Below are 26,988 nucleotides of genomic sequence, written 5' to 3'. Positions count from 1 at the left end.
TGGCGTGCGGGCGGGCTTGGTGTAGAGGTTTGATCGATCATGCCTGCCTGCGTCGCCGCCTTCGCCGTCCTTTCGACCGACCGTTCCGCCGGAGCCGCCGGATGAGGCGGCGCGCGAATCCGGGACCGACCCGCACCATAGCCCTGGTCGGGCTGATGGGGGTGGGTAAATCGTCTGTGGGGCGCCGGCTGGCCAATCGGTTGAAACTGCCGTTCGCCGATGGGGACGTGGAGATCGAATCGGCCGCCGGGATGACGGTGTCGGAAATCTTCGCCGCCCTGGGCGAGGCCGAGTTCCGGGCGGGCGAAGCGAGGGTGATCCGACGTCTGCTGGAAGGGCCGCCCATCGTGCTGGCCACCGGCGGCGGGGCGATGATGAACCCAGAGACGCGCGCCCTGCTGAAGGCGCGGTCCGACACGGTGTGGCTCCGGGCCGATCTGGCGGTGATCGCGGAACGGGTGGCGCGGCGCGACACGCGCCCCTTGCTGCGGGGCAAGGACCCGCTGGAGGTGCTGACGACCTTGGCCGAGGCACGCTATCCGATCTATGGCGAGGCCGACGTGACGGTGGACGTCGGGCAGGGCTCGCACGGCCAGGCGGTGGACGCCATTCACAAGAACCTGCGGCGGCACTGGCGCCACAGACGGCGCGCGGAGACGAAGACGTGACGATCATTCCGGTCAGCGGCGGGGCCTTTGCGGCCTATGATGTGGTGGTGGGACGTGGCCTGCTGGCTCGGGCGGGTGCGCATATCGCGCCGCTGGCCAAGGGGCGGACGGTCATCGTCACCGACGAGACGGTGGCGGGCATCCATGCCGAGGCCTTGACGGCGTCGCTGACGGCGGCGGGCGTCAAAAGCGAGATTGTGGCCGTGCCGGCGGGCGAGAGCTCCAAGTCCTTCACCGAGCTGGAGCGGGTGCTGGACCGGCTGCTGGAGATCGGGCTGGACCGCAAGGATGTGGTGATCGCCTTGGGCGGCGGCGTCGTGGGTGACCTCGCAGGTCTGGCGGCGGCGCTGTTCATGCGCGGCATCGACTTCGTGCAGATCCCCACGACCCTGCTGGCCCAGGTGGACTCGTCCGTCGGTGGCAAGACGGCCATCGACACGCCGCGGGGCAAGAACCTGGTCGGCGCCTTCCATCAGCCGCGTCTGGTCCTGGCCGACATCGACGTGCTGGCGACCCTGCCGGCGCGGCAGGTGAAGTCCGGCTGGGCCGAGGTGCTGAAGCACGGGCTGATCTGCGACGCGGCATTCTTCGATTGGTTGGCAGGCGAGGGCGCGGCGGGCGCGGCGGGCGATCCGACGGCGCTGGAACGGGCGGTGATCCGCTCGGTCGAGATCAAGAGCGCGGTGGTTGGCGAGGACGAGAAGGAGGCGGGGCGACGCGCCCTGCTGAACCTGGGCCACACCTTCGGCCATGCGATCGAGACGGAGGTCGGCTTCGACGAAGGCGCGCTGGCGCACGGCGAGGCGGTGGCCCTGGGCTGCTGCATGGCCTTCCGGTATTCGGCGCGCGAGGGGCTGTGTTCGGCCGCCGACGTGGAACGGGTCGAGACGGTGGTCGCGGCGGCGGGGCTGCCGACACGCCTGACGCAAACGGGGTCGTTCACAGCCGACCGGCTGCTGGCCCTGATGGCCGGGGACAAAAAGGCCGAGGGCGGGGCGTTGACCCTGATCCTGGCGCGCGGCATCGGCCAGGCCTTCGTGGCCAAGGGCGTGGATGCGGACAAGGTCAGGGTCTTCCTGATGGAGGAAGGGGCGACGGCGTGATGCGGATCGCCACGGTCCCGCTGGAGGACCGGTTCGTGCGGCTGGAGCCGTTCGAGGACGGGCTGAAGGCCGAGGTGCGGACGGCGCTCGATTGCGACGCCGCCGCCTGGGACATCATGGTGGCGCCGGCCTATGGCGCGCATTTCGACGGCTGGTGGGACAGCGCCATGGCGGCGATGCAGGCGGGGACACGGATCGCCTATGCGGTGCGGCGGCGGTCCGACGGCGTCGTCGTCGGCACGACCAGCCTGTACGAGATCAACCCGGCCTATCGCCGCTGCGAGATCGGCTCGACCTTCTATCGGCCGCAGGCGCGGGGCGGTGCGATCAATCCTGCGTGCAAGCGGCTGTTGCTGGGCCAAGCCTTCGACGCAGGCGCGGTGCGGGTCGAGATCATCACCGACGCCGTCAACGCCCGGAGCCAGGCCGCCATCCTGAAGCTGGGCGCCAAGGCGGAAGGCGTCCTGCGCAAGCACAAGATCACCTGGACCGGCCGGGCGCGTGACACGGCGATGTTCGCCGTGATCGACGACGATTGGCCCGAGGTGCGCAACAGGCTGGATCGAAGGCTGGCAGCATTCGGGGCCGATTAGGCAGCGCTTTCAAAAAAAGGCTTCCCTCGGACAGGGCATCGATCGCACGACAGTCCTTATCAACCTGAAGTCTATCCTCAAGAGGAGCTGAAGGCCCGCGATTTTGGTGCTGCTGGCCGAGATGTAGGCGCTGGCGCTACGCCGCCGAGTTCGACCGGATTTTCGTCGATCTGGCGCGCCAGGAAAACGTGCCCGCCTATCCCTTCCTGCTAGAAGGCGTTGCGCTGGATCGGCGCTACAATCAAGCTGATGGCATCCACCCCACTGCGGCGGGCTCGCGGATCATTGCGAAGGGCTTGGCGCCGGTGGGGGCCTCGGAATTGGCTTCCGTTTGACCTGCAAACTACCTAGGCGGCGCGCCAAGCCTGTACAAATGCCTTCGCCTGGCGACCGACCTGATCGGCGGTCTGGCCCGGCTTGAAGACGGCCGAACCGATACCGAATCCCGAGGCGCCGGCGCTTAGCCAGGCGGCCATGCTGTCGGGATCGACGCCGCCGACCGGATAGACGCGCGTGGCGGCGGGCAGGACGGCGCGAACGGCCTTCAATCCCTTCGGACCGGCGATCTCGGCGGGAAACAGTTTCAACGCATCGGCGCCGGCGTCCAGGGCGGCGAAGGCTTCGGACGGGGTGAAGAAGCCGGGCAGGGACAGCAGGCCCAGGGTCTTGGTCTCGCGGATCACGTCGGTGTCGGTGTTGGGCGAGATGATCAGCTGGCCACCGGCCGCTGCGACCTCGCGGGCCGCCGCGACGTTCAGCACCGTGCCCGCCCCGACCAGGGCGCGGCCGTCCAGCGCCTGGCGCAGGCGGCGGATGCTCTCAAGCGGCTCCGGCGAGTTCAGCGGCACTTCCAGGCAGCGGAAGCCGGCGGCGACGATGGCCTCGCCCACATCCACGGCTTCGTCCGGCGTCAGCCCGCGCAGGATGGCGATCAGGGGCAGGGCGTCCAGGCTTTCGATGGAAACTGGGATCATCGGGATACGGCCTCGTGAATGCGCCACAGACCTCTGGCCGTGGCGGCGGCGCCGTCCGCGATGCGAACGTCGTGGAAACCGCCCAGCGCCAGGGCGGCGGCATAGCGGCGGCACAGCGCCTCGGCGCCGATCAGGATGACGGGGCGGTGGTTGGCGTCGACCTGGGCCGCGACCTCGGCCCCGATCAGCAGACCTGAGAGATAGTCAGCTGCCGAGGGCGGCGAAAGGCGTCCCGCCAGGCCCTCGACCCGCACCGAGAACAGGGCGGCGGTGACGGCAGGATCGCGCAAGGCCCGGCCCACGCCAGCCGCGAACGCCTCGTCGTCCACACCGGGGTCGCCCATGTCGGCGCCCAGGATCGTGCCCGTGCGGATGGCGGCGAACAGTTCGCCGGTCATGAAGGTCCTAAAGCCCGTGATTTGGCCGCCTGCGGTACGGATCCATTTGCTGTGGGTGCCGGGGGCGACGACCACAGCATCGTCCGGGGCGTCCAGGCCGAAGGCCTGGGTCTCTTCGCCGCGCACCACGTCCTGTAAAAAGCCGTTCTCGAACACGGCGACGCCGGGCACGATGCGGACGTGGGGCGCATCGTAAGGACTGGCCACGGCGCTCGCCAGGTCCGCGACGCCGGCCGGGCAGGGCAGATAGGCCATCTCGCGCCACCGGCCGCGCGCGCCGGCCATGCCGCTGACCAGGACGGGCAGGCCTTGGGCCAACCAGTCGCCGGCGACCTTCTTAAGCACGCCGTGAAACTGATCCGGCGCCAGACCGCCTGCGCCGCGCGGGTCGGAACGGCTGTCGAGCACCGCGCCGCCCTCGGCGATCCGCATGACGCGCAGATTGCTGGTGCCCCAGTCGACACCGATCAGGCGCGTACCGCTCACCTCACCACCAGATCCAATAGACCAGGATCAGGAAGGCGATCACGCCGACCCCGGCCAGGTTGAAGCCCAGCGAGGTCTTGTAGCTGATCTTGTCCAGTTTGATCTTCATGGCGTCGGGCTTGGCCGGGACCAGCAGGGACACGATCACTGCGGCGATCAGCGAGACGACGAAGACGACCGCGACCCGGTTCATGAAGGGGAAGATGAACTGACCGGTTTCCTGCAGCCACCAGAAGACGGCCGACAGAACCACCGAGCCGATGGCGGCGGTCAGGGCGCCCGCTTCCGATGCGCGCTTCCAGAACAGGCCCAGCATGAAGATGACGACGATGCCGGGGGTGAAGAAGCCGGTGAATTCCTGGATGAACTGGAAGGCCTGATCGAACCCGCCCAGCAGCGGGCGGGCCGTCAGGATGCCGATGATCACGGCGACGACGGCGGCGATGCGGCCGACCGTGACCAGCTGATGCTCGGGCGTGTCCTTCTTGATCTTGGCGTAGAGGTCCAGGGTGAAGATGGTCGAGATCGAGTTCACCTTGGACGCCAGCGAGGCGATTATGGCGGCGATCAGGGCTGCGAACACCAGGCCCTTCAGGCCCACCGGAAGCAGGTTCATCATGGTCGGATAGGCTTGGTCCGGCGCCGACAGGTTCGGGGCCAGGATCAGGGCCGCCATGCCCGGCAGCACCACGATCACCGGCATCAGCAGCTTCAGATAGGCGGCGAAGGCGATGCCCTTTTGCGCTTCCGGCAGCGACTTGGCGGCCAGGGCGCGTTGGATGATGTACTGGTTGAAGCCCCAGTAGCTGATGTTCATGACCCAAAGCCCGCCCAGCAGCACGGCGATGCCCGGCAGTTCCTGATAATGGGGGCTGTCCTTGGACAGGATCATGTCGAACTTGTCGGGGAACTGGGTCAGCAGGGTCTGGAAGCCGGCGATTGCGCCGCCTGCGCCGCCGATGGTCGACAGGGCGATGAAGCCGATGATCAATCCGCCGCAGACCAGCAGCGCCACTTGGACGATGTCGGTCAGGGCCACGGCCTTCAGCCCGCCCCACAGCTGGTAGGCCAGGGCGAAGACGCCGATGGCGACGATGGCGTAATCCTGGTTGAAGCCGGTCACGGTGTGGACGGCGATGGCGCCCAGCCACAGGATCGAGGTCACGTTGACGAAGACGTAGAGCAGCAGCCAGAAGACGGCCATCACGTTGCGGATCGTCGGCCCGTACCGCTGCTGCAGGAACTGCGGCATGGTCACGATCTCGTTGCGCAGGAAGATCGGCAGGAAGAACTTGCCCACGATCAGTAGGGTCAGCGCCGCCATCCATTCGTACGACGCGATGCCCAGGCCGATCACATAGCCCGAGCCGCTCATGCCGATGATCTGTTCGGCGGAGATATTTGCCGCGATCAGTGAGGCGCCGATGGCCCACCAGGGCAGGCTCTTGGACGCCATGAAATAGTCGGTGGAGGTCTTCTGCTCCCCCTTCTTGGTGCGCGAGACCCACTGGGCCAGGCCGAAGATGAAGACGGCGTAGATCGCCAGGATCGCCAGATCGATGCCCGCAAGCGACATGGTGCATTCCCCCACATGGCCCTTTGGTTCGGGCTCGGGCAGAAGCCTAGGTTAGGCGTCAGTCTGCCGCAACGGCTTTTTATATGTGCGTAGCGATTTCACCCGCGATAATGTAGTCTGGCCAGAGACGCAGGTTTGCCGAGCGAGCGCCGCCGTTCGCCTATGGACCACGCCACAGGATTTTCATGACCGACCAAGATTCGACCGACGACCGCAAATATCGCGCCCCCGCCCTCGAAAAGGGTCTGGACGTTCTGGAGCTGCTGTCGTCCCAGGGCGAGGCGATGACCCCGTCGCAGATGTCGGTCACCCTGGGCCGGTCGGTCAGCGAACTGTTCCGCATGATCCAGGTGCTGGAGTTTCGGGGCTATATCGAACAGTCGTCGGACGGCTATCGCCTGACCAACCGCCTGTTCACCCTGGGCATGACCCAGGCGCCGATCAAGTCGCTGGTGGATGTGGCCATGCCGGCGATGCGGGATCTGGCGTCCAGCACCATGCAATCCTGTCATCTCGTCGTGCCGTCGGGCGACCAGATCGTGGTCATCGCCCGGATCGAGAGCCCAGGCGACCTCGGCTATTCGGTGCGGATCGGCTATCGGCGCAGCATCCTGCACGCGACCTCGGGCCTGATGTTCTATTCGCGGGCCAACGAGCGGGCGCGGGCCCATCTGCACGAGACGCTGGCCGCGCAGTTCAGCCGGTCGGAGGTGGAGGCGTTTGCTCAACGCGCTCTGGCGATGACCCAGGGCGATTACGTCGAGCGGGCCAGCGATTTCGTAAAGGGCGTCACGGACCTGGTAGCCCCGATCATGGGGTCGGACGGCGTCATCGCCACCCTGATCACACCATTTATCGAACAGGCGCCGATGGCCTGCACAAAGGACGAGGCGACGACGCTGTTGGTGCGAACCGCTGCGATCATCTCGGATCAGATGGGCGCTGTCTCCCAAGCCTGAGCGACGAAGATATTTTTGTTGACGGCAACAGTTTTCATTTGTGAAAAGGCGTGAGGCCGCGCAGACGGTCGTTTGTCGTCGGGAAAGCGCTTGTCCATGGCCGCCATCTATTCGGACCTCAAAGGTAGGACAGTCGTCGTCACAGGCGGCGCGGGCGGCATAGGCGAGAGCATCGTCCGAGCCTTTCATGCTCAAGGCGCCAAGGTTGGCTTTCTGGACATCGACACCGCGCGCGGGAAGAAACTACAGGCCGAACTGGGGGGTGGGACGCGGTTCGTCGCCTGCGACCTGACCGATATTTCCGCCCTGAAGGCGGCTATCGTCACGGTGCGCGACGTCTTCGGCCCCATCGACGTCCTGGTCAACAACGCCGCTCATGACGAGCGTCACGCCACGCTGGAGGTGACCGAAGACTACTGGGACGGCCGCATGGCCGTGAACCTGAAGCACCAGTTCTTCGCCGCCCAGGCCGTGCTGCCGGACATGCAGGCGACGGGCAAGGGCGCGATCGTCAACCTGGGTTCGACCTCCTGGGTCATCGGCCAGGGCGGCATGGCCGCCTATACGGCGTCCAAGTCGGCGGTGATCGGCCTGACCCGCTCGCTGGCCCGCGACTTCGGCCCCTTCGGCATCCGCGTGAACGCGGTGGCGCCGGGCTGGATCATGACCGAGCGCCAGCTGGCGCTGTGGGTCACGCCGGAAACCGACAAATACATCAATGAAAACCAGTGTCTCAAGCGCCGGCTCGTGCCCGACGACATCGCCAAGGTGGTCGTCTTTATGTGCTCGGACGAAGCCGGGGCGATCACCAATCAACACTATGTCGTCGACGGTGGTTGGACCTGATCTCGGGTTGAACTACAACGGACCATTTGTAATATTATATGCTGCATCGTCTTCGCGGCCCGAGAACCTGATCAATGACCAAGACCCTCCGCAGCCGCGCCTGGTTCGACAACCCGGAAAACCCGGACATGACGGCGCTGTATCTGGAGCGCTACCTGAACTACGGCCTGACGCGCAAAGAGCTGCAGTCGGACAAGCCGATCATCGGCATCGCCCAGACCGGCTCGGACCTGTCGCCGTGCAACCGCCACCACCTGGTGCTGGCCGAACGGGTGCGCGAGGGCATCCGCGAGGCGGGCGGCATCGCCATGGAATTCCCGGTCCATCCGATCCAGGAAACCGGCAAGCGCCCGACGGCCGGCTTGGACCGCAACCTGGCCTATCTGGGTCTGGTCGAGAGCCTTTACGGCTATCCGCTGGACGGCGTCGTCCTGACCATCGGCTGCGACAAGACCACGCCGGCCTGTCTGATGGCCGCCGCCACCGTGGACATCCCCGCCATCGCCCTGTCGGTCGGTCCGATGCTGAACGGCTGGCACAAGGGCGAGCGCACGGGCTCGGGCACGATCATCTGGAAGGCGCGCCAGATGATGGCGGCCGGAGAGATCGACTATGACGGCTTCATCGAACTGGTGGCCTCGTCGGCGCCTTCGGTCGGCTACTGCAACACCATGGGCACGGCGACGACGATGAACTCCCTGGCCGAGGCCCTGGGCATGTCGCTGCCTGGCTCGGCCGCCATTCCGGCGCCGTATCGCGAGCGCGCCCAGGTCGCCTATCAGACCGGCCTGCGCATCGTGGAGATGGTGCGCGAGGATCTGAAGCCGTCCGACATCCTGACCAAGGAAGCCTTCCACAACGCCATCGTCGTCAACTCGGCCATCGGCGGCTCGACCAACGCCCCGATCCACCTGACGGCCCTCGCTCGCCACGCCCACGTCGATGTGCCGCTGCAGGACTGGCAGACGCAAGGGCTGCATGTGCCGCTGCTGGTCAATCTTCAGCCCGCCGGCGACTATCTGGGCGAGGACTATTTCCACGCCGGCGGCGTGCCGGCCGTCATGGCCGAGCTGATGAAACAGGGACTGATCAACGAAGACGCCCTGACCGTCACCGGCAAGTCCATCGGCGACAACTGTCGTGGGGCCGAGATCGTCCTGCCCGACGTCATCAAGACCTTCGACGCCCCCATGAAGACCGACGCCGGCTTCGTCGTCTTCACCGGCAACTTGTTCAACTCGGCCATCATGAAGCTGAGCGTGATCAGCCCGGAGTTCCGCGAACGCTATCTGTCAAACCCCGACGACCTGAACGCCTTCGAAGGCCCGGCCGTCGTCTTCGACGGGCCCGAGGACTATCACAACCGCATCGACGACGAGAGCCTGGGCATCACCGAACAGACCCTGCTGTTCATGCGCGGCGCGGGCCCCATCGGTTATCCCGGCGCGGCCGAGGTCGTGAACATGCGGCCGCCGTCCTACCTGATCAAGAAGGGCGTCAGCGCCCTGGCCTGTATCGGCGACGGTCGTCAGTCGGGCACCTCCGGCTCGCCTTCGATCCTCAACGCTTCGCCCGAGGCGGCGGCGGGCGGCAACATCGCCCTGCTGAAGACCGGCGACCGGGTCCGCATAGACCTGAACACCGGCCGGGCCGACATCCTGATCTCCGACGAGGAACTGGCCGAGCGGCGCAAGGCGTTCGAGGCCGCAGGCGGCTACAAATACCCCGCCTCCCAGACCCCGTGGCAGGAGATGCAGCGGGCCGTCGTCGGACAGCTCGAAACCGGCGCCGTGCTGGAACCGGCCATCAAATACCACCGCATCATCGACCAGTTCGGCCTGCCGCGCGACAACCACTGACCGGGTGAGGGCGCCGCCGCCGTCTTATTGCAGCGGCGGCGCCTTGCCGTGGGCGGCGATGAAGGCGTCATGGGTCGGCATGCGCTCCACGCCCTGGCGGATCATCGCCTTCATCTGCTGCAGCCGTTGTCGGATGTGATCCAGAGGGAGGGTTTCCGTGATCGGGTCGTGGCGTTCCGGGATCACGCCCTGACCCAGCAGGACCGCGATCCAGTTCGTCTCCTGGAACAGTTCGTCGTCATAGCGGAAGACGCGGCCCCGGCTGCGGAACTGGTCCATCTTCTGTTTCAGGGTCTCTGGCACGTCCATGGCCCGCACATGCCGCCACAGGGGTGAATCGTCCCGCGCCGTGGCGTGATAGTGGAGGATGATGAAGTCCCTGATCCGCTCGACCTCGACCTGCATCAGGCGGTTGTAGTTGTCGATGTCGGCCTGAGCGAAGCCCGTGTCGGGGAAATGCAGCAGCAGCTTGGAGATACCGGACTGCACTAGATGGATGCTGGTCGATTCCAGCGGCTCCAGAAATCCTGAGGCCAGGCCCAGCGCCAGGCAGTTCTTGTTCCAGGTCTTCTTGCGTCGTCCGGTGGTGAACCGCAGGAAGTTCGGATCCGCCATGGCCTCGCCGTCCAGCGAGGCGCGCAGTTTGGCCTGGGCCTCATCGTCCGAGATGAAGGGGCTGCAATAGACGTAGCCGTTGCCGGTCCGATGCTGCAGCGGGATGCGCCAGCGCCATCCGGCCTCCAGCGCCGTCGACTGGGTATAGGGGGTCGGCTCTCCGACCCGCGCGCACGGCATGGCCACCGCCCGGTCGGCCGGCAGCCAGTGGGTCCAGTCCTCATAGCCTGTCTTCAGCGCCCCCTCGATCAGCAGGCCCCGGAAGCCCGAGCAGTCGATGAAGAAGTCCGCCTCCAACTCGCCTCCATCATCCAGCCGCACCGACTGGATGAAGCCGTCGCCGTCGCGCAGCACCACGTCGGCGATCTTGCCTTCATGGCGCACCACGCCTTGCGCTTCGGCGCGCTGACGCAGGAACCTGGCGTATAGGCCGGCGTCGAAATGAAAGGCGTAGGTCATTTGAGATGCGACGCCGCGCGGATCGCTGTCAGGCCGAGTGAAACGCCCCATCTGCGACGCCACCGTCGTGACCGAATAGGCGCCCAGGTCGTCGTCCAGCCCCGCCTTGTTCAGCCGCAGCCAGTATTGGTGGAACGACGCCGCATCGATGCGCGTCCCATAGACGCCGAACGGATGGAAATAGCTCTGGCCCTTCTGGAACCAGTCATGGAACTGGATGCCCAGCTTGTAGGTCGCCTGGGTGGCGCGGACGAACGCGTCCTCGTCGATGCCCAGCAACTGGTTGAACAGCAGGATCGGCGGGATGGTCGCCTCGCCGACGCCGACGGTGCCGATGGCTTCGGACTCGACCAGCTCGACCTTCACCGTGCCGCGCGTCACATGTGACAGGGCGGCGGCCGCCATCCAGCCGGCCGTGCCGCCGCCGACGATCAGGATGCGCTTCAGCGGGGCGGGGGTCATCGAGCGTAACCAGTGAAAGTGTTGGAATGGGCGGGCAGGGCGGCGGCGGCGCGTTCGATCAACTGCGCGAACTGCCGCGCCTGGCGATCGACTCCGTCCAGGTCGTCGAGGCAGGCGAGGGGCGACGCCTGTTTCGGCCATGTCCCCAGGCCCGTGAAGACGGCGGTCCAGCTGTCCTCGCGGAACGATTCGTCCTCCAGCAGTCCGATCTCGCCCCGCGCCCGGAACAGCTCAATCTTCTCCATCAACGTATCGGGCGGCGCCGTCTCGCGGCATCGGTCCCACATCGCCCCCGCGCGACCCGCCAAGTGATAGTGGAGGATGATGAAGTCGCGGATGCGCTCGAACTCCTGGGCCGAGCGCCGATTGTATTCGCGGATCAGAGCCGGATCGAAACTGCGGTCGGGGAACATTTCCAGCAGCCGCCCGATGCCGGTCTGGATCAGGTTGATGCTGGTCGATTCCAGCGGCTCGACGAAGCCCGACGCCAGGCCCAGCGACACCACATTGCCCTTCCAGGCCTCGCGCCGTCGGCCGGTGACGAACCTCAACCGATTGGGCTCGGCCAGCGGCTCGGATTCGATCTGGCCCAACAGGTCGTCCAGCGCCACCTGGTCGTCCACATGGTCGCTGGAATAGACGTAGCCGTTGCCGACCCGGTGCTGCAGCGGAATGCGCCATTGCCAGCCGGCCTCGCGGGCGCGGGCGGTCGTGATGGGCTCAGGCGCCAGGGCGGAGTTGCACGGCACGGCGACGGCGCGGTCGCACGGCAGCCAGTGCGTCCATTCCTCGTATCCGGCCTGCATCGTCTGTTCGATCAACAGCCCCCTGAAGCCGGAGCAGTCGATGAACAGGTCCGCTTCGACCTCGCTTCCGTCTTCCAGCTTCACGGCCCGCACCAGGCCGGTTTCGCCGTCGCGATCCACGCCCGTGATCCGCCCCTCGCGCCGATCGACCCCCAACGTTTCCGCCAGCGTCCTCAGCCGCCGCGCGAACAGACCAGCGTCGAACTGATACGCGTATGAATAGTGGGACAGCACCGAACGGCTGTCCTCGACTGGCGGCGCGAACTTGCCTGCGCGGGCCATGGCGGTGGGCATGGACCAGGCGTCCAGGCTGTCGATCCGACCGGCGGCCTTCAAGCGAAACAGATATTGCCGCCAGGCCTGTCCGGCGACGGTGGGGCCATAGTCGCCAAACCCATGGAAATATTCCGAACCCGGCGCGGTCCAGTCCTTGAAGGCGATGCCCAGTTTTGCGGTCGCGGCCGTGGAGCGGATGAAGTCCTCTTCGGACAGGCCCACCATCTGCACGAACTGACGGATTGGCGGGATCGTGGCCTCGCCCACGCCGACCGTGCCGATGGCTTCCGACTCGATCAGGGTGATTTTCAGCGCCAGGCCTGAGGGACGCGTGAATGCCCGGCCCAGAGCCGCCGCCGCCATCCATCCCGCCGTCCCGCCGCCGACGATGGCGACGTGGCGGACCTCTCCTGTCTGCTCGGTCATTCCTGTTCTCCCCGACGCCGGCTTTTCGCCGATCATGCTTGCCTGAACCCTAGCCGAATACGGTCAGGGCGCCACCGTGGTAGCGCTATCAGAAAATGCTTTTCAACGCATGAAAAGTTGTGCATCCTTGAAAGGTCGCAGTGACATCGAACGATGCGCGGCTTCACTTCGGGAGGGATGTCGTCCCACGTCGCCAATAAGCGGCGGGCGCGACCAGCAGGAAGGTTCTGAGACACATGTCTCGTCAAAATCACGTGCGTCGTGTCGCTCTGTTGTGTGGAGCGTCCTTGCTTACGGTGGCCGCAGCGCTGCCGACGGGCGCGCTCGCCCAGCAGAATCCGGCTCAGTCGGACGACGCCACCACGGTCGATGAAGTGGTCGTTACCGGCATTCGCGCTCAGCTTCGCTCGGCCCAGGCCATCAAGAAGAATTCCGAGGTGATCGTCGATTCGGTGACCGCCGTGGACATCGGCGCCCTGCCGGACCGTTCGGTGTCCGAGGCTCTGCAACGTATTCCCGGCATCACCCTGCAACGCACCAACTCCGCCCGCGACCCCGCCCGTCTGGCGGCCGAAGGCGGCGGCGTCTTCGTGCGCGGCCTGTCGGGCGTGCGTTCCGAAACCAACGGTCGCGACATCTTCTCCGCCGCCTCGGGCCGCGGTCTCAGCTTCGAGGATGTCTCGGCCGACCTGCTGTCGGGCGTGGACGTCTACAAGAACGTCGCCGCCAACATGATCGAGGGCGGCATCGCCGGTACGATCAACCTGCGCACCCGCGTGCCGTTTGACAACGCCGACCGCCTGTTGGCAATCAACGCCGACTACAATTACGGCGACCTGTCCGAGAAGGGTTTCTGGTCCGGTAGCGTGATCGGTTCCGATCGTTGGGATACCCGTTTCGGCGAGTTCGGCCTCTTGGCCAACGTCAGCGTCTCCAACGTCGGCAACCGCACCGACAGCATCTCGGCCGACCGTTATGACCCGGTGGTCCTGACGGCCGACAGCGCTGACGGCACGGGGCAGGCCAACGAAACGGTTTATATTCCCAAGAATATGGGCTGGCGCACCATCGACTGGGAACAGAAGCGCACGGCGGTCGCGCTGGCGGCGCAATGGCGCCCGAATGACCAGTGGCTGTTCACCCTGCAGGCGCTGGGTTCGCAGGCCGACACCAATAACGTCGAATACGCGATGGGCAGCGAGAGCATCCTGACGCCGAACTCGACCTATTCGTATAACGAAGACAACGTCTTTGTTTCGGGCATCGTGCCCAACGCCAACTACAACACCAACACCCGGATCGGCGACGACACGAAAAAGACCGGCGATGTCGCGCTGAACTTCAAATATACGCCGGGCGGCGCCTGGTCGTTCAGCGGTGATCTCCAATACGTCAAATCGACGGCCGAGATTTATTCGATGACGGCCTTCACCCAGCTGGAAGATCGTCCCAGTCTACAGTTCACCATCGACGGCGATCTGCCGACCATCACCTCCACGGGCGGGTCGATGGAAGACAAGTCGAGCTACTGGTGGGCCGCCGCGATGGACCACATCGAGGACAACGAGGCCGACGAACTGGCTGGTCGCCTGGACGCCCGCTACGACTTCCAGAACAACAGCTTCTTCCGCTCGGTCGAGTTCGGCGTACGCGCCACCGACAAGAACTACACCAACCGCCAGACCGGCTATAACTGGGGCCTGCTGTCCAACCAGTACTGGGGCAACGGCGGCGGCGCCGTGGTCTATCTGGACGACACCGGCTTCCCCGGCGGCGTTCAGGATCCGCGCCTGATCGAATCCTCCACCCTCTATCGCTTCGACAACTTCTTCCGTGGCGACACGGTCGTTCCGGGCGTCGCCTGGTTCCCGACCGCCGGCCTGCTCAACCAGGGCACGGCTCACGCCTATGACATCCTGAAGAACACCCAGAGCTCGGGCTGGGGCTGGACCCCGCTGTCGAACGACTTCGACAGCTATCGTCTGGGCAGCGGCGCCGGCGGCGTCACCGAACTGCAGGAGAAGACCGAGGCCGCCTACGTCTACACCCGCTTCGGCAACGATACGGCCTTCTTCGGTCGCGGTCTGGACGGCAACATCGGCCTCCGCGTCGTCAAGACGAATACGGATTCCAACCAGGTCATCACCCTGCCGGCGATCACGACGGCCTGCCCGCCGGCGACCAATCCCGGCGCCGACTGCACCGCCTTCAACCGCGCGGTCCAGTTCGCCAATGGCGGCCCGCTGGACGGCGCCGACATCAGCAAGGAATACACCAACGTCCTGCCCAGCCTGAACCTGCGGGCCTTTCTGACGGATACGCTTCAGGCCCGCTTCGCCGTGTCGCGCGCCATCCTGCGCCCGGAAATGTATCAGCTTCAGCCGTTCACCAACCTGGCGATCAACTTCCAGCCCGACGGCGTTACCCTGAACCCGACGACGCCCTATACGGGCACGGGCGGAAATCCGAACCTGGAGCCGTTGAAGGCCACCAACTACGACTTCAGCCTGGAATGGTATTTCGCCCCGACCGGCAGCATCACCTTCGCCGCCTTCCACAAGGATCTGAAGGACTACATCTTCTCGGGCAGCTCGACCGAGACCTTCACCAACGGCGGCGTAACCAACGACTTCCTGATCACGCGCTACACCAATGGCGACAACGGCAAGATCGACGGCTTCGAACTGGCCTATCAGCAGTTCTACGACTTCCTGCCGGGTCCCCTCAGCGGGTTCGGCGTCCAGGCCAACTTCACCTACGTCGACAGCAGCGGCGGTCGCAACACCAGCCAGGACATTCTGGACCCGATCCAGAACGGTGCGGCCGGCGCCGAACTGCCGCTCGAAGGCCTGTCGCGGACCAGCTACAATGCTGCGCTTCTGTACGAGAAATACGGCATCTCGGCGCGCCTCGCCTACAACTGGCGCGAGGAGTATCTGATGACCACCTCGGCCGCGAACGTGAACGCGCCCGTGTGGGCCAGTGACTATGGCCAGCTGGACGGCTCGATCTTCTACAACCTGACCTCGGAAGTGAAGATCGGCATTCAATCGACCAATATCCTGAACGAACGGACCGTGCTGAAGGTGGGCAACGAGACCCGCAAGCCGCCGTACAACTGGGTGGATACCGATCGCCGGATCGCGGTGGTGCTTCGCGCCGCCTTCTGATCCCGGCCTGACCTGACGGGGCGTCGGCAGTCGTCGGCGCCCCGATCGTTTTCTTATCGACGTTGGGAGGCGGCGATGGGCTTTTTCGCACGCGGATTGAATCTTGCCTTGGGCGCTGCCGCGCTGGCAGCCGTGACCTCGGTGCCGGCTCTGGCGCAGTCGCCGATCCCGCAGCTGGTCGAGCAGAACGGCCGTCATGCCCTGATGGTCGATGGCGCGCCCTTCACCATCCTCGGCGCCCAGGTCAACAACTCCTCCAACTACCCTGCGCCCCTGGCCGAGGCCTGGCCTGCCGTCCACCACATCGGCGCCAATACGGTTCAGGTGCCCATCGCCTGGGAACAGCTCGAACCGGTCGAGGGCCAGTTCGACTTCTCCTTCGTCGATCATCTGGTGCAGGAGGCGCGCCGCAACGACGTGCGTCTCGTCATCCTGTGGTTCGCCACCTGGAAGAACACCGCGCCCAAATATGCCCCGGCCTGGGTCAAGCTGAACCCCGCGCGGTTCCCGCACCTGATCCAGAAGGACGGGACGGAATCCTACGCCATGTCGCCCTATGGCGCGGAGACGCTGGCCGCCGACGCCCGCGCCTTCGCCGCCCTGATGCGTCATATCCGCCAGATCGACGAGCGCCAGCGCACCGTCATCATGGTCCAGCCCGAGAACGAGGTCGGCACCTACGGCTCGGTGCGCGACTATTCCCCCGCCGCCCAGGCCGCCTTCGATGGCCCCGTGCCCCAGGCCCTGCTGGACCGGACGGGCAAGGCGGCCGGAACCTGGTCCGCCGTATTCGGCGACGAGGCGGAAGAGTTCTTCCACGCCTGGTCCATCGCTGCCTACGTCAACACGGTCACCGAGGCGGGCAAGCGTGAATATCCGCTGCCGATGTACGTCAATGCAGCGCTGACGGACCCGATCACGCGCGTTTCGCCGACCAACTATGCGTCCGGCGGCCCCGTCTGGCCCGTGCTCGACGTCTGGAAGGCGGCGGCACCCTCCATCGACCTCTTGGCGCCCGACATCTACGACCGCGGCTCCGTCAGCTACGAAGGCACGCTGGGTCGATACGCACGACCGGACAACGCCCTGTTCGTCGCCGAAACCGGCAATGATCCTTCGTTCGGACGCTTCCTCTTCTCGACGCTGGGACGCGGCGGAGTAGGCTATTCCGCCTTCGGCATCGATTACACCGGCTACGCCAACTGGCCGCTGGGCGCCAAGACGGTGACGCCCGAAACCCTGACGCCGCTGAAGACCGCCTATGCCGTCGTGCGGCCCTGGGCCCATGTCTGGGCGCGCGCCGCCTGGGAGGGCCGCGTCTGGGGCGTATCCGAACCAGACGACCGTTCGGAGCAGAAGATCGACCTCGGCGACTGGACCGCCCGTGTCCGCTATCGCCTGTGGCAATTCGGACTGCCGGAATGGACCTGGCTGGGCGAACAGGGGCCGGCGTCCGGCACCGAAAATCCCAACGGCGGCGTCGTCGTCGCCCAGCTCGACGATCCCAATGTGTTCTTCGTCAGCGGCCTGCACGCCCGCGTAGATTTCGACGCAAAGCCCTCGACCGATGGCAAGCGCCGCATGGTCGTACGCTACGAGGAAGGTCATTTCGACGACGCCGGCAAATGGGTCTTCGAACGCATCTGGAACGGCGACCAGGTTGATTACGGCCTGAACTTCACCGATCGACCGCGCCTGCTGCGCGTCGTCACCGCCACCTATTGATCCTTTGAAAACGCGAGCGCCTGCCATGATCCCGATCCTCGCCCGCCGCCTGTTCCTGGCCGCCCTGATGACCGCGCCTCTGGCCGCCTGCGCAGGTCAGGGGCTGATGAACGGCGCCTCCGCCGGCGCGATCCAACAGGCGGCGTTCGAACGCACCGCGAGCGGCATCGTCGTCACCCCGGCCGAGGGCGCCGCCCGCCGCGTGCGTTTGGAGGTCTATGGCCCCGAGACCATCCGCGTCACCGCGACCGAGAACGCCGACCTGAACCTGCCCGCCAGCCTGATGGTCACGGCCCAGCCCTCGACCACCACCCCGTTCCAGGTCGAGACGCGCGGCGACGTTGTGCTGCTGAAGACCGCCGAGGCCACAGCCGAGGTCTCGCGCGAGACCGGGGCTATCCGCTTCCTCGACGAGAATGGCCAGGAGGTGCTGAAGGAGCGCCCCGGCAGCCGCGAGCTCAGCCCCGTCACCGTCGAGGACCAGAAGGGCGACCACCGCTTCCTGGCCACGCGCCAGGTCTGGGAAAGCCCAGAGGATGAGGCCTTCTACGGCCTGGGCCAGCACCAGCAGGGCGTGATGAACTACAAGGGCCACGACGTTCAGCTGGCCCAGCACAATATCGACGTCGGCATTCCGCTGGTCGTATCCAGCCGCAACTACGGCGTCCTGTGGGACAACAACTCGATCACCCGCTTCGGCGACCCGCGCCCCTACGGCATGATCGCCGACCAGTTCATCGTGCGCGACGCCACGGGCCGGTTCGGCGGACTGACCGCCAGCTACTATCAGAACGACCAGCTGAAGGTTCAGCGCCAGGAGACCGAGGTGAACTACGAGTTCATCCGCGAATGGTCGCGCTGGCCCGAGGGCTTCAAGTCGCAGCCCGGCCAGCCGGTCCAGACCGGCGACATGGGCAAGCCCGGCCAGGCCGGGGTCAAGGTCGTCTGGGAAGGCACGCTGGAAACCGCCACGGCCGGCCTGCACAAGTTCCGCCTCTATTCGTCCGGCTATGTGAAGGTCTGGATCGACGGCCAGATGGTCGAGGACAACTGGCGCCAGAACTGGAACCCGTTCGACCACGACTTCCAGGTCCAGATGGCCGCAAACGCCCGCGTGCCGATCAAGATCGAATGGGTCCCCGAGGACGGCTATATCTCGCTGCGCCACCAGGACCCGCTGCCCGCCGCCGACCAGGGCGCGCTCAGCCTGGCCTCGGAAGTCGGCACGGCCATCGACTACTACTATATCGGCGGCGATAACCTAGACGGCGTCATCTCCAACTACCGCGGCCTGACCGGCAAGTCGGTGATGCTGCCCCGCTGGGCCTATGGCTTCTGGCAGAGCCGACAGCGCTACAACAATCAGGCCGAGGTGGTGGACACGGTGCGCCGCTATCGCGAGCTGGGCCTGCCGATCGACAACGTCGTTCAGGACTGGTTCTACTGGCCCGAGAACGCCTGGGGCTCGCACCAGTTCGACCCCGCGCGCTTCCCGAACCCGACCCAGATGGTCAAGGACGTTCACGACATGAACGCCAACATCATCATCTCGGTCTGGCCGAAATTCTATCCGACCACCGACCACTACAAGCAGCTGGACGCCATCGGCGGCATGTACACCCGCAACGTCGATGTCGGCGCGCGCGACTGGGTCGGACCCGGCTACGCCAACAGCTTCTACGACCCCTATCTGCCCGCCGCCCGCGACCTGTACTGGAAGCAGATGTCCGACAGTTTCAAGGGCATGGGCTTCGACGGCTGGTGGCTGGATTCGGTCGAACCGGACATGCACTCCAACCTGGACATCCCCGAGCGGACCCTGCGCATGGGACCGACGGCCATCGGTCCGGGCGCCTATGTCTTCAACTCCTATCCGCTGATCAACGCCGAGAACGTCTACAACAACTTCCGGCGTGAGAAGGGCGACGAGCGGACCTATATCCTGACCCGCTCGGCCTGGGGCGGTCTGCAACGCACCGGCTCGACCCTGTGGTCGGGCGACGTCGTGGCGCGCTGGGACAATCTGAAGGACCAGATTTCAGCGGGCGTGAACACCGGCCTGTCGGGCCTGGCCAACTGGACCCACGACATCGGCGGCTTCTCGGTCGAGAGCCGCTATTCCAATCCCGCCGGTATGAAGCCCGAGGACAAGGCCGAGTGGGACGAGCTGAACCTGCGCTGGTTCCAGTTCGGCGCCTTCTCGCCGGTCTTCCGCTCGCACGGCGAGTTCCCGCTGCGTGAGGTCTACAACCTGGCCCAGCCCGGCACGCCGATGTACGACGCCTATGCCGAGCAGATGCGCACCCGCTACCGGCTGATGCCCTACATCTACAGCCTGGCCGGCGACGTCTATCAGCGCGACGGCACCATCATGCGCGGCCTGGTCATGGACTTCCCGTCCGACCTGAAGGCGCGCGACATCAACGACCAGTATCTGTTCGGCCATGCCCTGCTGGTTGCGCCGGTGACGGAGTACAAGGCGCGCAGCCGCTCGGTCTATTTCCCGCAAGGCGCCGACTGGTACGACATGCTGACCGGCCAGAAATACACGGGCGGCCGTTCGGTCACGGTCCAGGCGGCGGTCGACAAGATCCCGGTCTACGTGCGCGCCGGCTCCATCCTGCCCACCGGTCCGGCGATCCAGTACACGGCCGAGAAGCTGGACGGCCCGTTGACCCTGGTGATCTATACCGGCGCCAACGGGACCTTCTCCCTCTATGAGGATCAGGGCACGACCTATGCCTACGAGCGTGGCGAGTTCTCCAACATCCCCATGACCTGGAACGATGCGACCGGCGTCCTGACCATCGGCGCGCGAACGGGTTCGTATCCGACCATGCCGGCGAACCGCACCATCAATGTGCGCTTCGTCAGCGGACCGGGCGCCGATGTCGGCGATTTCGACGCCGCGCCGGCCAGGACGATCCAGTACGACGGGCAGACGGTCGAGGTTCGCCGCTAGGGGATATGCGAGGATCGATATCTGACACGATGTCGATCCTCAACACCTTGTCTTTGATAGGGTTCGTTCGAAACGAAGACGATCGACGATACAGGGGTCGGAACGGCCTTATACTGGCGGTCCGGTCTTTGACATCCTTGCGTCCGACGGACGAAATTGCACTTTCTTGCACTTTGCACTCGTTTTTGAGGTGCAGTGCAATTCGGACCCTCCGCCCCAAGCGGACCATCAGGAGGCGCGCATGCGCTCGTTCTTGCTCACCGCCGTCGCCATGGGCGTCCTCGCCACATCCGCCCCGGCGCTGGCCCTGGCCGAAGCGCAGATGCAGGCGCCGGATTCCGCCCCCTTGTTCGACGCCATGTTCCAGGATCACGCCGTCCTGCAACGCGGTCGTCCCGTCAATGTCTGGGGCCGGGCGGCCCCCGGCGCCGCCGTCTCGGTCAGCCTCGGCCAGACCCAGGTTCAGGCCACGGCCGGCCCTGACGGCGCCTGGCGCGCCGCTCTTCCGACCCTGACCGCCGGCGGCCCCTATGTCCTGACGGCACAGTCGGGCGGCGCGATCCAGACCCTTTCGGACGTCATGGTCGGCGACGTCTGGCTGTGCTCGGGCCAGTCGAACATGGAGTTCGCCGTTCGCCAGGCGAGCAACGCCGAGAGCGAGATCGCCAACGCCAACGACGCCAAAATCCGTCTGTTCCTGGTCGGCCGCTCCAGCCTGCCGGCCCCGTCATCGACCCCGCATTCGGTCGGCCAGTGGCGCACCACCAGCCCGCAAAGCGTGCGCGACTTCTCGGCCGCCTGCTATTTCATGGGCCGTGACCTGCGCCGTACCGAAGATGTCCCCGTCGGCCTGATCGCCGCCTCCTGGGGCGGGTCGATCATCGAGGACTGGCTTAGCCGCAGCGCGGTGGAAAAACTGGGCGGCCATCAGGAGGCGCTGAACGCGCTGGACGCCTATGCTCGCGACCCGCTCCGGGGCGACGCCATCTGGCGGCAGGTCACCCAAGACTGGTGGCGCGCCAATGATCCCGGCACAAAACAGGGCTGGCATCTGCCCCGCACGAATGACGCCGACTGGGCGCCGATCCCCGCCGAGGGGTTCTGGGAATCGACCGTGCCGGGTCTGGCCACCTTCGACGGCATCGTCTGGCTGAGAAAAGAGGTCGAGCTGACCGCCGCCCAGGCGCGCCAGGGCGCGACGCTTGAGTTGGGTCCGGTAGACGACGCCGATGTGACCTGGGTCAACGGCGAATATGTCGGCGGCCAGCAGGGCTGGGACTCGCCCCGCACGTACGCCATTCCCGCCGGCGCGCTGAAAGCGGGTCGCAATCTGATCGCGGTCGGGGTGCTGGACACCAACGGCGGCGGGGGCGCCTGGGGACCGGCGGCGAACAAGCGGCTGGTGCTGGCGGACGGTACGGCCGTCGCCCTGTCTTCGGGCTGGCGTCACCGCGTCGCCGCGCCCCTGGGCGACCTGCCCAATCCGCCGCGCACGCCCTGGATCGGCGGCAGCGGCACGACGACCCTGTACAACGGCATGATCGCGCCCTTGGGCGCCTACGGCCTGAAGGGCATGGCTTGGTATCAGGGCGAATCGAACATCGGCGACTATGTCGGCTATCGCCGCCTACTGCGGGCCTTGTTCGCCGACTGGCGGGCGCAGTTCGAGAACCCCGAGATGCGGATGCTTGTGGTGCAACTCGCGAACTTCGGTCCCGCCGCCAGCCAGCCGACCAACTCCTATTGGGCCGCCTTGCGCGAGAGCCAGCGCACGGTGGTGAACGAAGGTCCTCTGGCAGGGCTCGCCGTCGCCATCGACATCGGCGACCGCTACGACATCCATCCAACCAACAAGCTGGAGGTCGGCCGCCGTCTGGCGCTGGAGGCCCGTCGCCTCGACGGCCAGGTCCAGCCCGTCTCGCCCCAGCCGGTCGCCGTGACCCGCGCCGCCGACGGCGTCCACGTCCGCTATGCCGCTTCGGCCCAGTTGGTCGCCCATGGTTCGAACCGCCCGGTCGGGTTCGAGCTGTGCGGGTCCGACAATGCCTGCCGCTTCGTCGATGCGACGCTAGCGGCCGACGAAGTCGTGCTGGCCTCGGCCATGGCGACGGACCTCAAGGTCCGCTTCTGCTGGGCCGACAGCCCGGTCTGCAACCTCTACGGCCCCGCCGGCCTCCCGGCGGTCCCGTTCGAGGCCGAAATCCGCTAGGCGCTCAGACTAGGCCCGCGCCACTCAACCGCACCGCCGGCGCGACCGCCACCGGCCGCGCGGCCGGCAGGTCGATGACCAGACCCTCGACCGTCTGGCGGAAGGGCAGGGCGCCCCCACCCAGCAGTTCGACCGCCTCGACGCGGCCCGCCTTCTGGTTTAGGGCGCGCACCACCATCCGTCCGTCTGCGGGCCAGTCCAGCGCGAAGGCGTAGAGCGTCTGGCCCTTGGCGGTGAAGCGGATGTCCTGGCCGGTCCACGGCCGCGCCGCGCCCTCGCCATGCATGCCGCCTACGACCGCCGTCGGCCCCTCGCCATAGATGCGCCAGGGTCGGGTGTCGAAGATGGCCTCGCCGTTGACCTTCATCCAGGCGGCGATGTCCGTCAGGATCTGGCGCTCGTCGCTGTCGATGGATCCGTCGCCCCGCTGGGGGATGTTCAGCATCAGATTGCCGTTCTTGGAGACGACATCCACCAGCCGCTGCACCACGCTGTGGGCCGGGACGTAGGTGTGGCTGGTGTAGCGGGCACGGTTGTAGTGCCAGTCGCCGATACAGGTGTCGGTCTGCCACGGCTCGGGCTTCAGGCTGTCGGAGAAGCCGCGCTCTATGGTTTCCGTGATGCCCTTGCGCTGGCGGTCGTCCAGCCGCTTGCCGTTCACGACCGGCAGTTCGCCGCGCCACTCCAGCGAGGCGTTGTAGTATTCGGCCGTCGCCTCCAGCCCGTACCGCCCCAGCGGCAGGCCGTAGTTGTCGAAATAGACCATGTCCGGCTTGTATTTGGTGATCAGGTCGCGCTGACGCGCCACCCAGGACCGCACGAAGGCCGGGTTGTTCGCAGGCGGCGTCTCGATCCACTGACCGTCGCGGGCGTCATGCCAGGCGTTCATCTCGGCGATGGAGCCGATCCCCTCCGGCGGGGCGAAGGTCGGGCCGGTGTAAAGCTCCTGCGGGTCCAGCCCGTCCCACCACTTGCCGGCGCCGTCCGCCCTGGTCAGCCGCGCGGCGTCGTAGCGCACGCCCTTCAAAGGCCCCTCGGCGTCATAGCCATAGGCCGTCTGCCACCAGTGCCAGGCGTGGGCCGCATGGTTCGACACCGCGAACCGCAGGCCCCGCGCCCGCACCGCCTTCTCCCAGGTGCCGACGATGTCGCGCTTTGGCCCGACCCGCATCACGTTCCAGTCGTGATGGGCGCTGTCGAACAGGTCCAGATTGTCGTGATGGTTGGCCATCGACATGATGTAGCGGGCGCCCGCTGCCTGATAGAGATCCAGCAGGCCCTCGGGATCCCACTGGTCGGCCTTCCACTGGTCGATGAACTCCATGAAGCCGAACCGGCTGGGATGGCCGTAGGTCGCGACATGGTGGTCGTAGACGGGGTTGCCCTGGATATACATCTGGCGGCCGTACCAGTCGCCGAACTCCGGCACGCACTGCGGGCCCCAGTGCGACCAGATGCCGAACTTGGCGTCCCGGAACCAGTCGGGCGTCCTGTAGCCCGCCGCCAGACTGTCCCAGGTCGGTTTGAACGGCCCGGCCGTCGTCGCTCCAGGCGTGGTGGCGCACGCGCCCAGCATTGACGCTGATGCGCCGGCTCCCAGAAGTCCGCGTCGCGACAGGGTCATGCCGGTTCTCCATAGACGACGCCGCGCCCGTCTGTGGCCACATAGACGCGGCCGAACACCCTGGGATCGCCCGCAATGGCGCGATAGCGGCGCCCATACTCATGCTGGTCGTCATTGACCCGGACCCAGGATCGGCCCCGGTCGTCGGACCGGAAGACGCCGCGCACATCTCCTCGCGTGCCGATAGCGAACAGGGCAGGGTAGGTCGAACCGGCTGGGGGCTTGCCGAAGTCCAGCATCTCGACGCTCAACCCCCCGTCGATCCGGTCGAACCTCTGACCACCGTCGCGGCTGTTATAGAGGCCGCTGTGCGACACGAACCACAGGTCGCCTTCGTGGTCAGGCGCGGCCCTCAGCGGGAAGGCGACCTCGCGCCAAGTGGGGCGGTCGCCGGAGACATCGGGTAGGCCGCGTGACGGCACGAAGGCGAAGCTCTCGGCCCCATCCACGCTGACGTACCAGGCGCCGGTGCGGAAATCCAAGGCGTAGAACAGCATCGGATCCTTGCGATCTGCGACCGGCCTCAGCAGGGGCGGCAGGCCGGCGCAAGCCTTCCATGTCGCGCCGCGATCCCGCGACCAGACGACCTGAGGCGTGGCCAGCACAAAGGTCGATCCATCGGCCGACACCGTGATCGGCGCGTCGCGATACAGGTCCATGCGCGGATTGTCGGCGACTGCCGCGGTCTCGCCCGAGGCTGGCCGGGGGCGGCCCAGCGGCTTCCAGCTCAGCCCCGCATCGTCTGACCAGGCCAGGGTCGAACCGTCGTGACCTTCCGAGGCGACGCCCTCGTGCGGCGTACCGCTGCGCACCACGATGTTGGGGGCGGCGCCCGCATAGTCGATCTGGTTGGTGTTGGCGAAGACAGGCGTGGTGAACTGGCGCTGCGGCGAGCGGTCCAAATCCTCATGGGCGAATCCCGAGATGTCGCCGAAACCGGTCAGCAGATGCGGTCCCTTGGGCGGACTGACTAGGGTGATCACGGCCGTCTGTTCGATCCCCTCGACCCAAGGGGCCCAGTCGGTCGGCCGCTCGTGATCGACGGCGGACAGATTGCGCGTCTCATAGACGGTCGCCCCTGTCGCATAGACCAGCCGATCGCTGTCGAACGGATCCAGCGCCAGGGCCGCGATCCACCAGCCGAAGTCCGGCTCGTCGTTGCCCCAGTTTAGATAGGGGGTGGCGCTGACGTCGTGGCGGGCGGCCTCGCGCAGGCTGGTCCAGCTTCGTCCGTCGTCGATGCTGCGCCAGAGGGTGTCGCCGGGCTGCCATCTGTTCAGGGTCGAGACCATGATGACGCCGGGCCGTTTCTGGTCCAGCGCCACCCCCATGAAGCCACCCCCTTGCGTGGTCTGGGGTCGCGGCGGGGTGATGTCGGTCCAGGCGCCGGTGTTCGCATCCAGCCGCCAGACCTCGCCGTCCGTCACTCCGTTCGGGCCGATGCCAAGGGTGCAGGTGACATAGAGGCCCCCCCGGTCGTCCAGCTCCGCCTTGGCGGCCGACAGTTCGGCGCGCGGCCCGCCCTCGACCGGCCGCCAAGTTTGCCCCGCGTCGTCCGAGCGATACAGCGCGTGTTCGTGCGGATCGGCGACGCCGACGAACAGCGTCCGAGATGCCTCGCCCCGCTGGCCGCTGCGGGGATCGAAGACGACAAAGCTGAGGCCGCCGTGGGTGCTGCGATCCGTCGGCGTTCCCAGCCCCTTCAGCGGAAAGGCTTCGACCTTGCGCCAGCTTTCGCCGCCGTCGGTCGAGCGTTGCAGACCGTCGTGGCGCGATCCGAAATAGAGGATTCGGTTGTCGTTCGGGTCGATCGCCAGCCGTTCGCCCAGGCCGCGCCCGTCTTCGTTGCCGCCCATGCGGAAGGGGACTTCGGTCCGCCGCCATGTCTCGCCCCGGTCGGAGGATCGCAGCATGGCGCCGGGGTCTGCCTTGTGGACCCCGACCGCCGCGTGGACGATATCAGCGTCGATGGGATCGGCGGCGATGCTCTCGATGCCGAAGTCGCCCGACCGGGGGCTGGAATCCATCAGCGGCTTCCAGCGGCGGGCGGCGGCGTCAAACCGATAGGCGCCGCCCATGTCCGACCGCGCATAGGCCAGACCCCGTTCGACGCGACTGAAGACGATGCCGGGAATGAAACCGCCGGCGCCGACTACGACGTTGCGCCAGGTATAGGGGACTGCGTCTCGCGCCTGCGCCCTGGCGGTCGCCGCCAGCCCGCCGACGGACAGGGCCAACAGGCCAGCCGTGCGTCGTGTCACACCTATCGTCATGTCGCCATCTCTCCCTGGTCGGAGACGTTAAGTCGTCTCTCGATGTTAGCGCTAACTTGAGCAGTTGACATCATTGTCATAGGTGCATCAAGTTGCGTCTGTAAAAATCAGGGCGTCGATCAAAGACGTGTCGGGAGCGAACCTCGGGTTCAAACGGATTTCGCCGCTGTCGGCGCGTCGCGCGACGCCCGGATTTTTGCAGCCCTGAGCGAACTTCCGGTGCGACCCGCGTGGTCGCGCCGGGTTTTTCGCCACATCGTTTTCGCCGAAAGCCTGACGGACCCGACATGACCCTGCGTATCCCGAACGCGCGCCGCAGCGCTGTTTCCGCTCTCGCCTTGGGCGTCGCGCTAGCTACTGGCGCCTGCGCCGCGACGGGTTCGACCCGCCAAGCGGCTGTTCAGGCGGTGACGGCCCAGGCTTCGATCGTGACGGACGCGGCGCGTGCGCATCCCGGCCTTTGGCCCCGTGCGGCCTCGCCGGCGGCGATGACGGATGCGGGGACCGAGGCCTTCGTCA

Annotated in this window: 18 protein-coding genes; 11 read left to right on the top strand and 7 right to left on the bottom strand. The window is 66.4% G+C overall.

The features are described from left to right. Positions 1-101 precede the first annotated feature (101 nt). The 3 genes from ACK4MH_RS11890 to ACK4MH_RS11880 are packed head-to-tail and all read left to right on the top strand — an operon-like array spanning position 102 to position 2,364. A complete protein-coding gene (locus ACK4MH_RS11890; RefSeq protein ID WP_135195364.1) occupies positions 102-668 on the top strand; it encodes a shikimate kinase in 567 nt (188 codons plus the stop codon). After that, on the top strand, positions 665-1,771 hold the full coding sequence (gene aroB, locus ACK4MH_RS11885) for a 3-dehydroquinate synthase (protein WP_409718600.1): 1,107 nt from the start codon (positions 665-667) through the stop codon (positions 1,769-1,771). Before ACK4MH_RS11890 ends, aroB begins: the two co-directional genes overlap by 4 nt. After that, the gene (locus ACK4MH_RS11880) at positions 1,771-2,364 is read left to right on the top strand and encodes a GNAT family N-acetyltransferase (RefSeq protein ID WP_409718740.1); all 594 of its coding nucleotides are present in this window, start codon (positions 1,771-1,773) and stop codon (positions 2,362-2,364) included. Before aroB ends, ACK4MH_RS11880 begins: the two co-directional genes overlap by 1 nt. Before the next feature lie 347 nt (positions 2,365-2,711). Here ACK4MH_RS11880 and ACK4MH_RS11875 read toward each other — a convergent pair whose 3' ends face one another. From ACK4MH_RS11875 to ACK4MH_RS11865, 3 genes are read right to left on the bottom strand one after another with little or no spacing between them, the layout of a single operon-like run. Continuing rightward, a complete protein-coding gene (locus ACK4MH_RS11875) occupies positions 2,712-3,338 on the bottom strand; it encodes a 2-dehydro-3-deoxy-6-phosphogalactonate aldolase (protein ID WP_409718597.1) in 627 nt (208 codons plus the stop codon). Then, positions 3,335-4,222, bottom strand: a complete 888-nt coding sequence (locus tag ACK4MH_RS11870) for a 2-dehydro-3-deoxygalactonokinase (protein ID WP_409718594.1) — start codon at positions 4,220-4,222, stop codon at positions 3,335-3,337. The genes ACK4MH_RS11875 and ACK4MH_RS11870 overlap by 4 nt, the downstream gene beginning before the upstream one ends. 1 nt (position 4,223) lies before the next feature. Next, on the bottom strand, positions 4,224-5,798 hold the full coding sequence (locus tag ACK4MH_RS11865) for a sodium/sugar symporter (protein ID WP_409718591.1): 1,575 nt from the start codon (positions 5,796-5,798) through the stop codon (positions 4,224-4,226). 185 nt (positions 5,799-5,983) lie between these two features. Here ACK4MH_RS11865 and ACK4MH_RS11860 point away from each other — a divergent pair, with 185 nt between their 5' ends. The 3 genes from ACK4MH_RS11860 (at position 5,984) to ACK4MH_RS11850 (ending at position 9,462) form a co-directional block, all read left to right on the top strand. Continuing rightward, positions 5,984-6,757 carry an IclR family transcriptional regulator gene (locus tag ACK4MH_RS11860; RefSeq protein WP_409718589.1) on the top strand — a complete coding sequence of 258 codons (774 nt, stop codon included), beginning with the start codon at positions 5,984-5,986 and terminating at the stop codon, positions 6,755-6,757. Between the two features lie 96 nt (positions 6,758-6,853). Next, entirely contained in the window at positions 6,854-7,603 is a 750-nt protein-coding gene (locus tag ACK4MH_RS11855; RefSeq protein WP_409718586.1) for an SDR family NAD(P)-dependent oxidoreductase, read from the top strand. A 74-nt stretch (positions 7,604-7,677) separates the two neighbouring features. Continuing rightward, a complete protein-coding gene (locus tag ACK4MH_RS11850) occupies positions 7,678-9,462 on the top strand; it encodes an IlvD/Edd family dehydratase (protein ID WP_409718583.1) in 1,785 nt (594 codons plus the stop codon). A 24-nt stretch (positions 9,463-9,486) separates the two neighbouring features. On the opposite strand, the gene ACK4MH_RS11845 is transcribed toward ACK4MH_RS11850, so the two are convergent. Together ACK4MH_RS11845 and ACK4MH_RS11840 are read right to left on the bottom strand one after the other, a co-directional pair. Then, a complete protein-coding gene (locus ACK4MH_RS11845) occupies positions 9,487-10,998 on the bottom strand; it encodes a tryptophan halogenase family protein (protein ID WP_409718580.1) in 1,512 nt (503 codons plus the stop codon). Beyond that, positions 10,995-12,506 carry a tryptophan halogenase family protein gene (locus ACK4MH_RS11840; RefSeq protein WP_409718577.1) on the bottom strand — a complete coding sequence of 504 codons (1,512 nt, stop codon included), beginning with the start codon at positions 12,504-12,506 and terminating at the stop codon, positions 10,995-10,997. The genes ACK4MH_RS11845 and ACK4MH_RS11840 overlap by 4 nt, the downstream gene beginning before the upstream one ends. Before the next feature lie 296 nt (positions 12,507-12,802). Here ACK4MH_RS11840 and ACK4MH_RS11835 point away from each other — a divergent pair, with 296 nt between their 5' ends. The 4 genes from ACK4MH_RS11835 (at position 12,803) to ACK4MH_RS11820 (ending at position 22,572) form a co-directional block, all read left to right on the top strand. After that, positions 12,803-15,676, top strand: coding sequence for a TonB-dependent receptor (locus ACK4MH_RS11835; protein WP_409718737.1), 2,874 nt, complete (start codon positions 12,803-12,805; stop codon positions 15,674-15,676). A 75-nt stretch (positions 15,677-15,751) separates the two neighbouring features. Next, a complete protein-coding gene (locus ACK4MH_RS11830; RefSeq protein ID WP_409718574.1) occupies positions 15,752-17,401 on the top strand; it encodes a DUF5597 domain-containing protein in 1,650 nt (549 codons plus the stop codon). Between the two features lie 25 nt (positions 17,402-17,426). Continuing rightward, positions 17,427-20,363: a TIM-barrel domain-containing protein gene (locus ACK4MH_RS11825; RefSeq protein WP_409718571.1), complete on the top strand. Its 2,937-nt coding sequence runs from the start codon at positions 17,427-17,429 to the stop codon at positions 20,361-20,363. A 241-nt stretch (positions 20,364-20,604) separates the two neighbouring features. After that, positions 20,605-22,572 carry a sialate O-acetylesterase gene (locus ACK4MH_RS11820; RefSeq protein ID WP_409718568.1) on the top strand — a complete coding sequence of 656 codons (1,968 nt, stop codon included), beginning with the start codon at positions 20,605-20,607 and terminating at the stop codon, positions 22,570-22,572. A 4-nt stretch (positions 22,573-22,576) separates the two neighbouring features. On the opposite strand, the gene ACK4MH_RS11815 is transcribed toward ACK4MH_RS11820, so the two are convergent. Continuing rightward, on the bottom strand, positions 22,577-24,196 hold the full coding sequence (locus ACK4MH_RS11815) for an alpha-L-fucosidase (RefSeq protein ID WP_409718565.1): 1,620 nt from the start codon (positions 24,194-24,196) through the stop codon (positions 22,577-22,579). After that, positions 24,193-26,469: a WD40/YVTN/BNR-like repeat-containing protein gene (locus ACK4MH_RS11810; RefSeq protein WP_409718562.1), complete on the bottom strand. Its 2,277-nt coding sequence runs from the start codon at positions 26,467-26,469 to the stop codon at positions 24,193-24,195. The genes ACK4MH_RS11815 and ACK4MH_RS11810 overlap by 4 nt, the downstream gene beginning before the upstream one ends. Positions 26,470-26,756: 287 nt before the next feature. On the opposite strand from ACK4MH_RS11810, the gene ACK4MH_RS11805 reads away from it, so the two are divergent. Continuing rightward, positions 26,757-26,988: hypothetical protein (locus tag ACK4MH_RS11805; RefSeq protein ID WP_409718559.1), on the top strand; the 232-nt coding region annotated here is incomplete at its 3' end.

The sequence above is a fragment of the Brevundimonas sp. genome, assembly GCF_046295075.1.
In the GTDB taxonomy this organism is placed as follows: domain Bacteria; phylum Pseudomonadota; class Alphaproteobacteria; order Caulobacterales; family Caulobacteraceae; genus Brevundimonas.
This window is presented reverse-complemented; position numbering and strand designations above follow the sequence as displayed.

Excerpts from the sequence above, each read along its gene's own strand:
- ACK4MH_RS11890 (WP_135195364.1), top strand. The coding sequence starts at position 102 with ATGAGGCGGCGCGCGAATCCGGGACCGACCCGCACCATAGCCCTGGTC.
- ACK4MH_RS11880 (WP_409718740.1), top strand. The coding sequence starts at position 1,771 with ATGCGGATCGCCACGGTCCCGCTGGAGGACCGGTTCGTGCGGCTGGAG.
- ACK4MH_RS11875 (WP_409718597.1), bottom strand. The coding sequence starts at position 3,338 with ATGATCCCAGTTTCCATCGAAAGCCTGGACGCCCTGCCCCTGATCGCC.
- ACK4MH_RS11865 (WP_409718591.1), bottom strand. The coding sequence starts at position 5,798 with ATGTCGCTTGCGGGCATCGATCTGGCGATCCTGGCGATCTACGCCGTC.
- ACK4MH_RS11860 (WP_409718589.1), top strand. The coding sequence starts at position 5,984 with ATGACCGACCAAGATTCGACCGACGACCGCAAATATCGCGCCCCCGCC.
- ACK4MH_RS11855 (WP_409718586.1), top strand. The coding sequence starts at position 6,854 with ATGGCCGCCATCTATTCGGACCTCAAAGGTAGGACAGTCGTCGTCACA.
- ACK4MH_RS11850 (WP_409718583.1), top strand. The coding sequence starts at position 7,678 with ATGACCAAGACCCTCCGCAGCCGCGCCTGGTTCGACAACCCGGAAAAC.
- ACK4MH_RS11845 (WP_409718580.1), bottom strand. The coding sequence starts at position 10,998 with ATGACCCCCGCCCCGCTGAAGCGCATCCTGATCGTCGGCGGCGGCACG.
- ACK4MH_RS11840 (WP_409718577.1), bottom strand. The coding sequence starts at position 12,506 with ATGACCGAGCAGACAGGAGAGGTCCGCCACGTCGCCATCGTCGGCGGC.
- ACK4MH_RS11830 (WP_409718574.1), top strand. The coding sequence starts at position 15,752 with ATGGGCTTTTTCGCACGCGGATTGAATCTTGCCTTGGGCGCTGCCGCG.
- ACK4MH_RS11825 (WP_409718571.1), top strand. The coding sequence starts at position 17,427 with ATGATCCCGATCCTCGCCCGCCGCCTGTTCCTGGCCGCCCTGATGACC.
- ACK4MH_RS11820 (WP_409718568.1), top strand. The coding sequence starts at position 20,605 with ATGCGCTCGTTCTTGCTCACCGCCGTCGCCATGGGCGTCCTCGCCACA.
- ACK4MH_RS11815 (WP_409718565.1), bottom strand. The coding sequence starts at position 24,196 with ATGACCCTGTCGCGACGCGGACTTCTGGGAGCCGGCGCATCAGCGTCA.
- ACK4MH_RS11810 (WP_409718562.1), bottom strand. The coding sequence starts at position 26,469 with ATGACGATAGGTGTGACACGACGCACGGCTGGCCTGTTGGCCCTGTCC.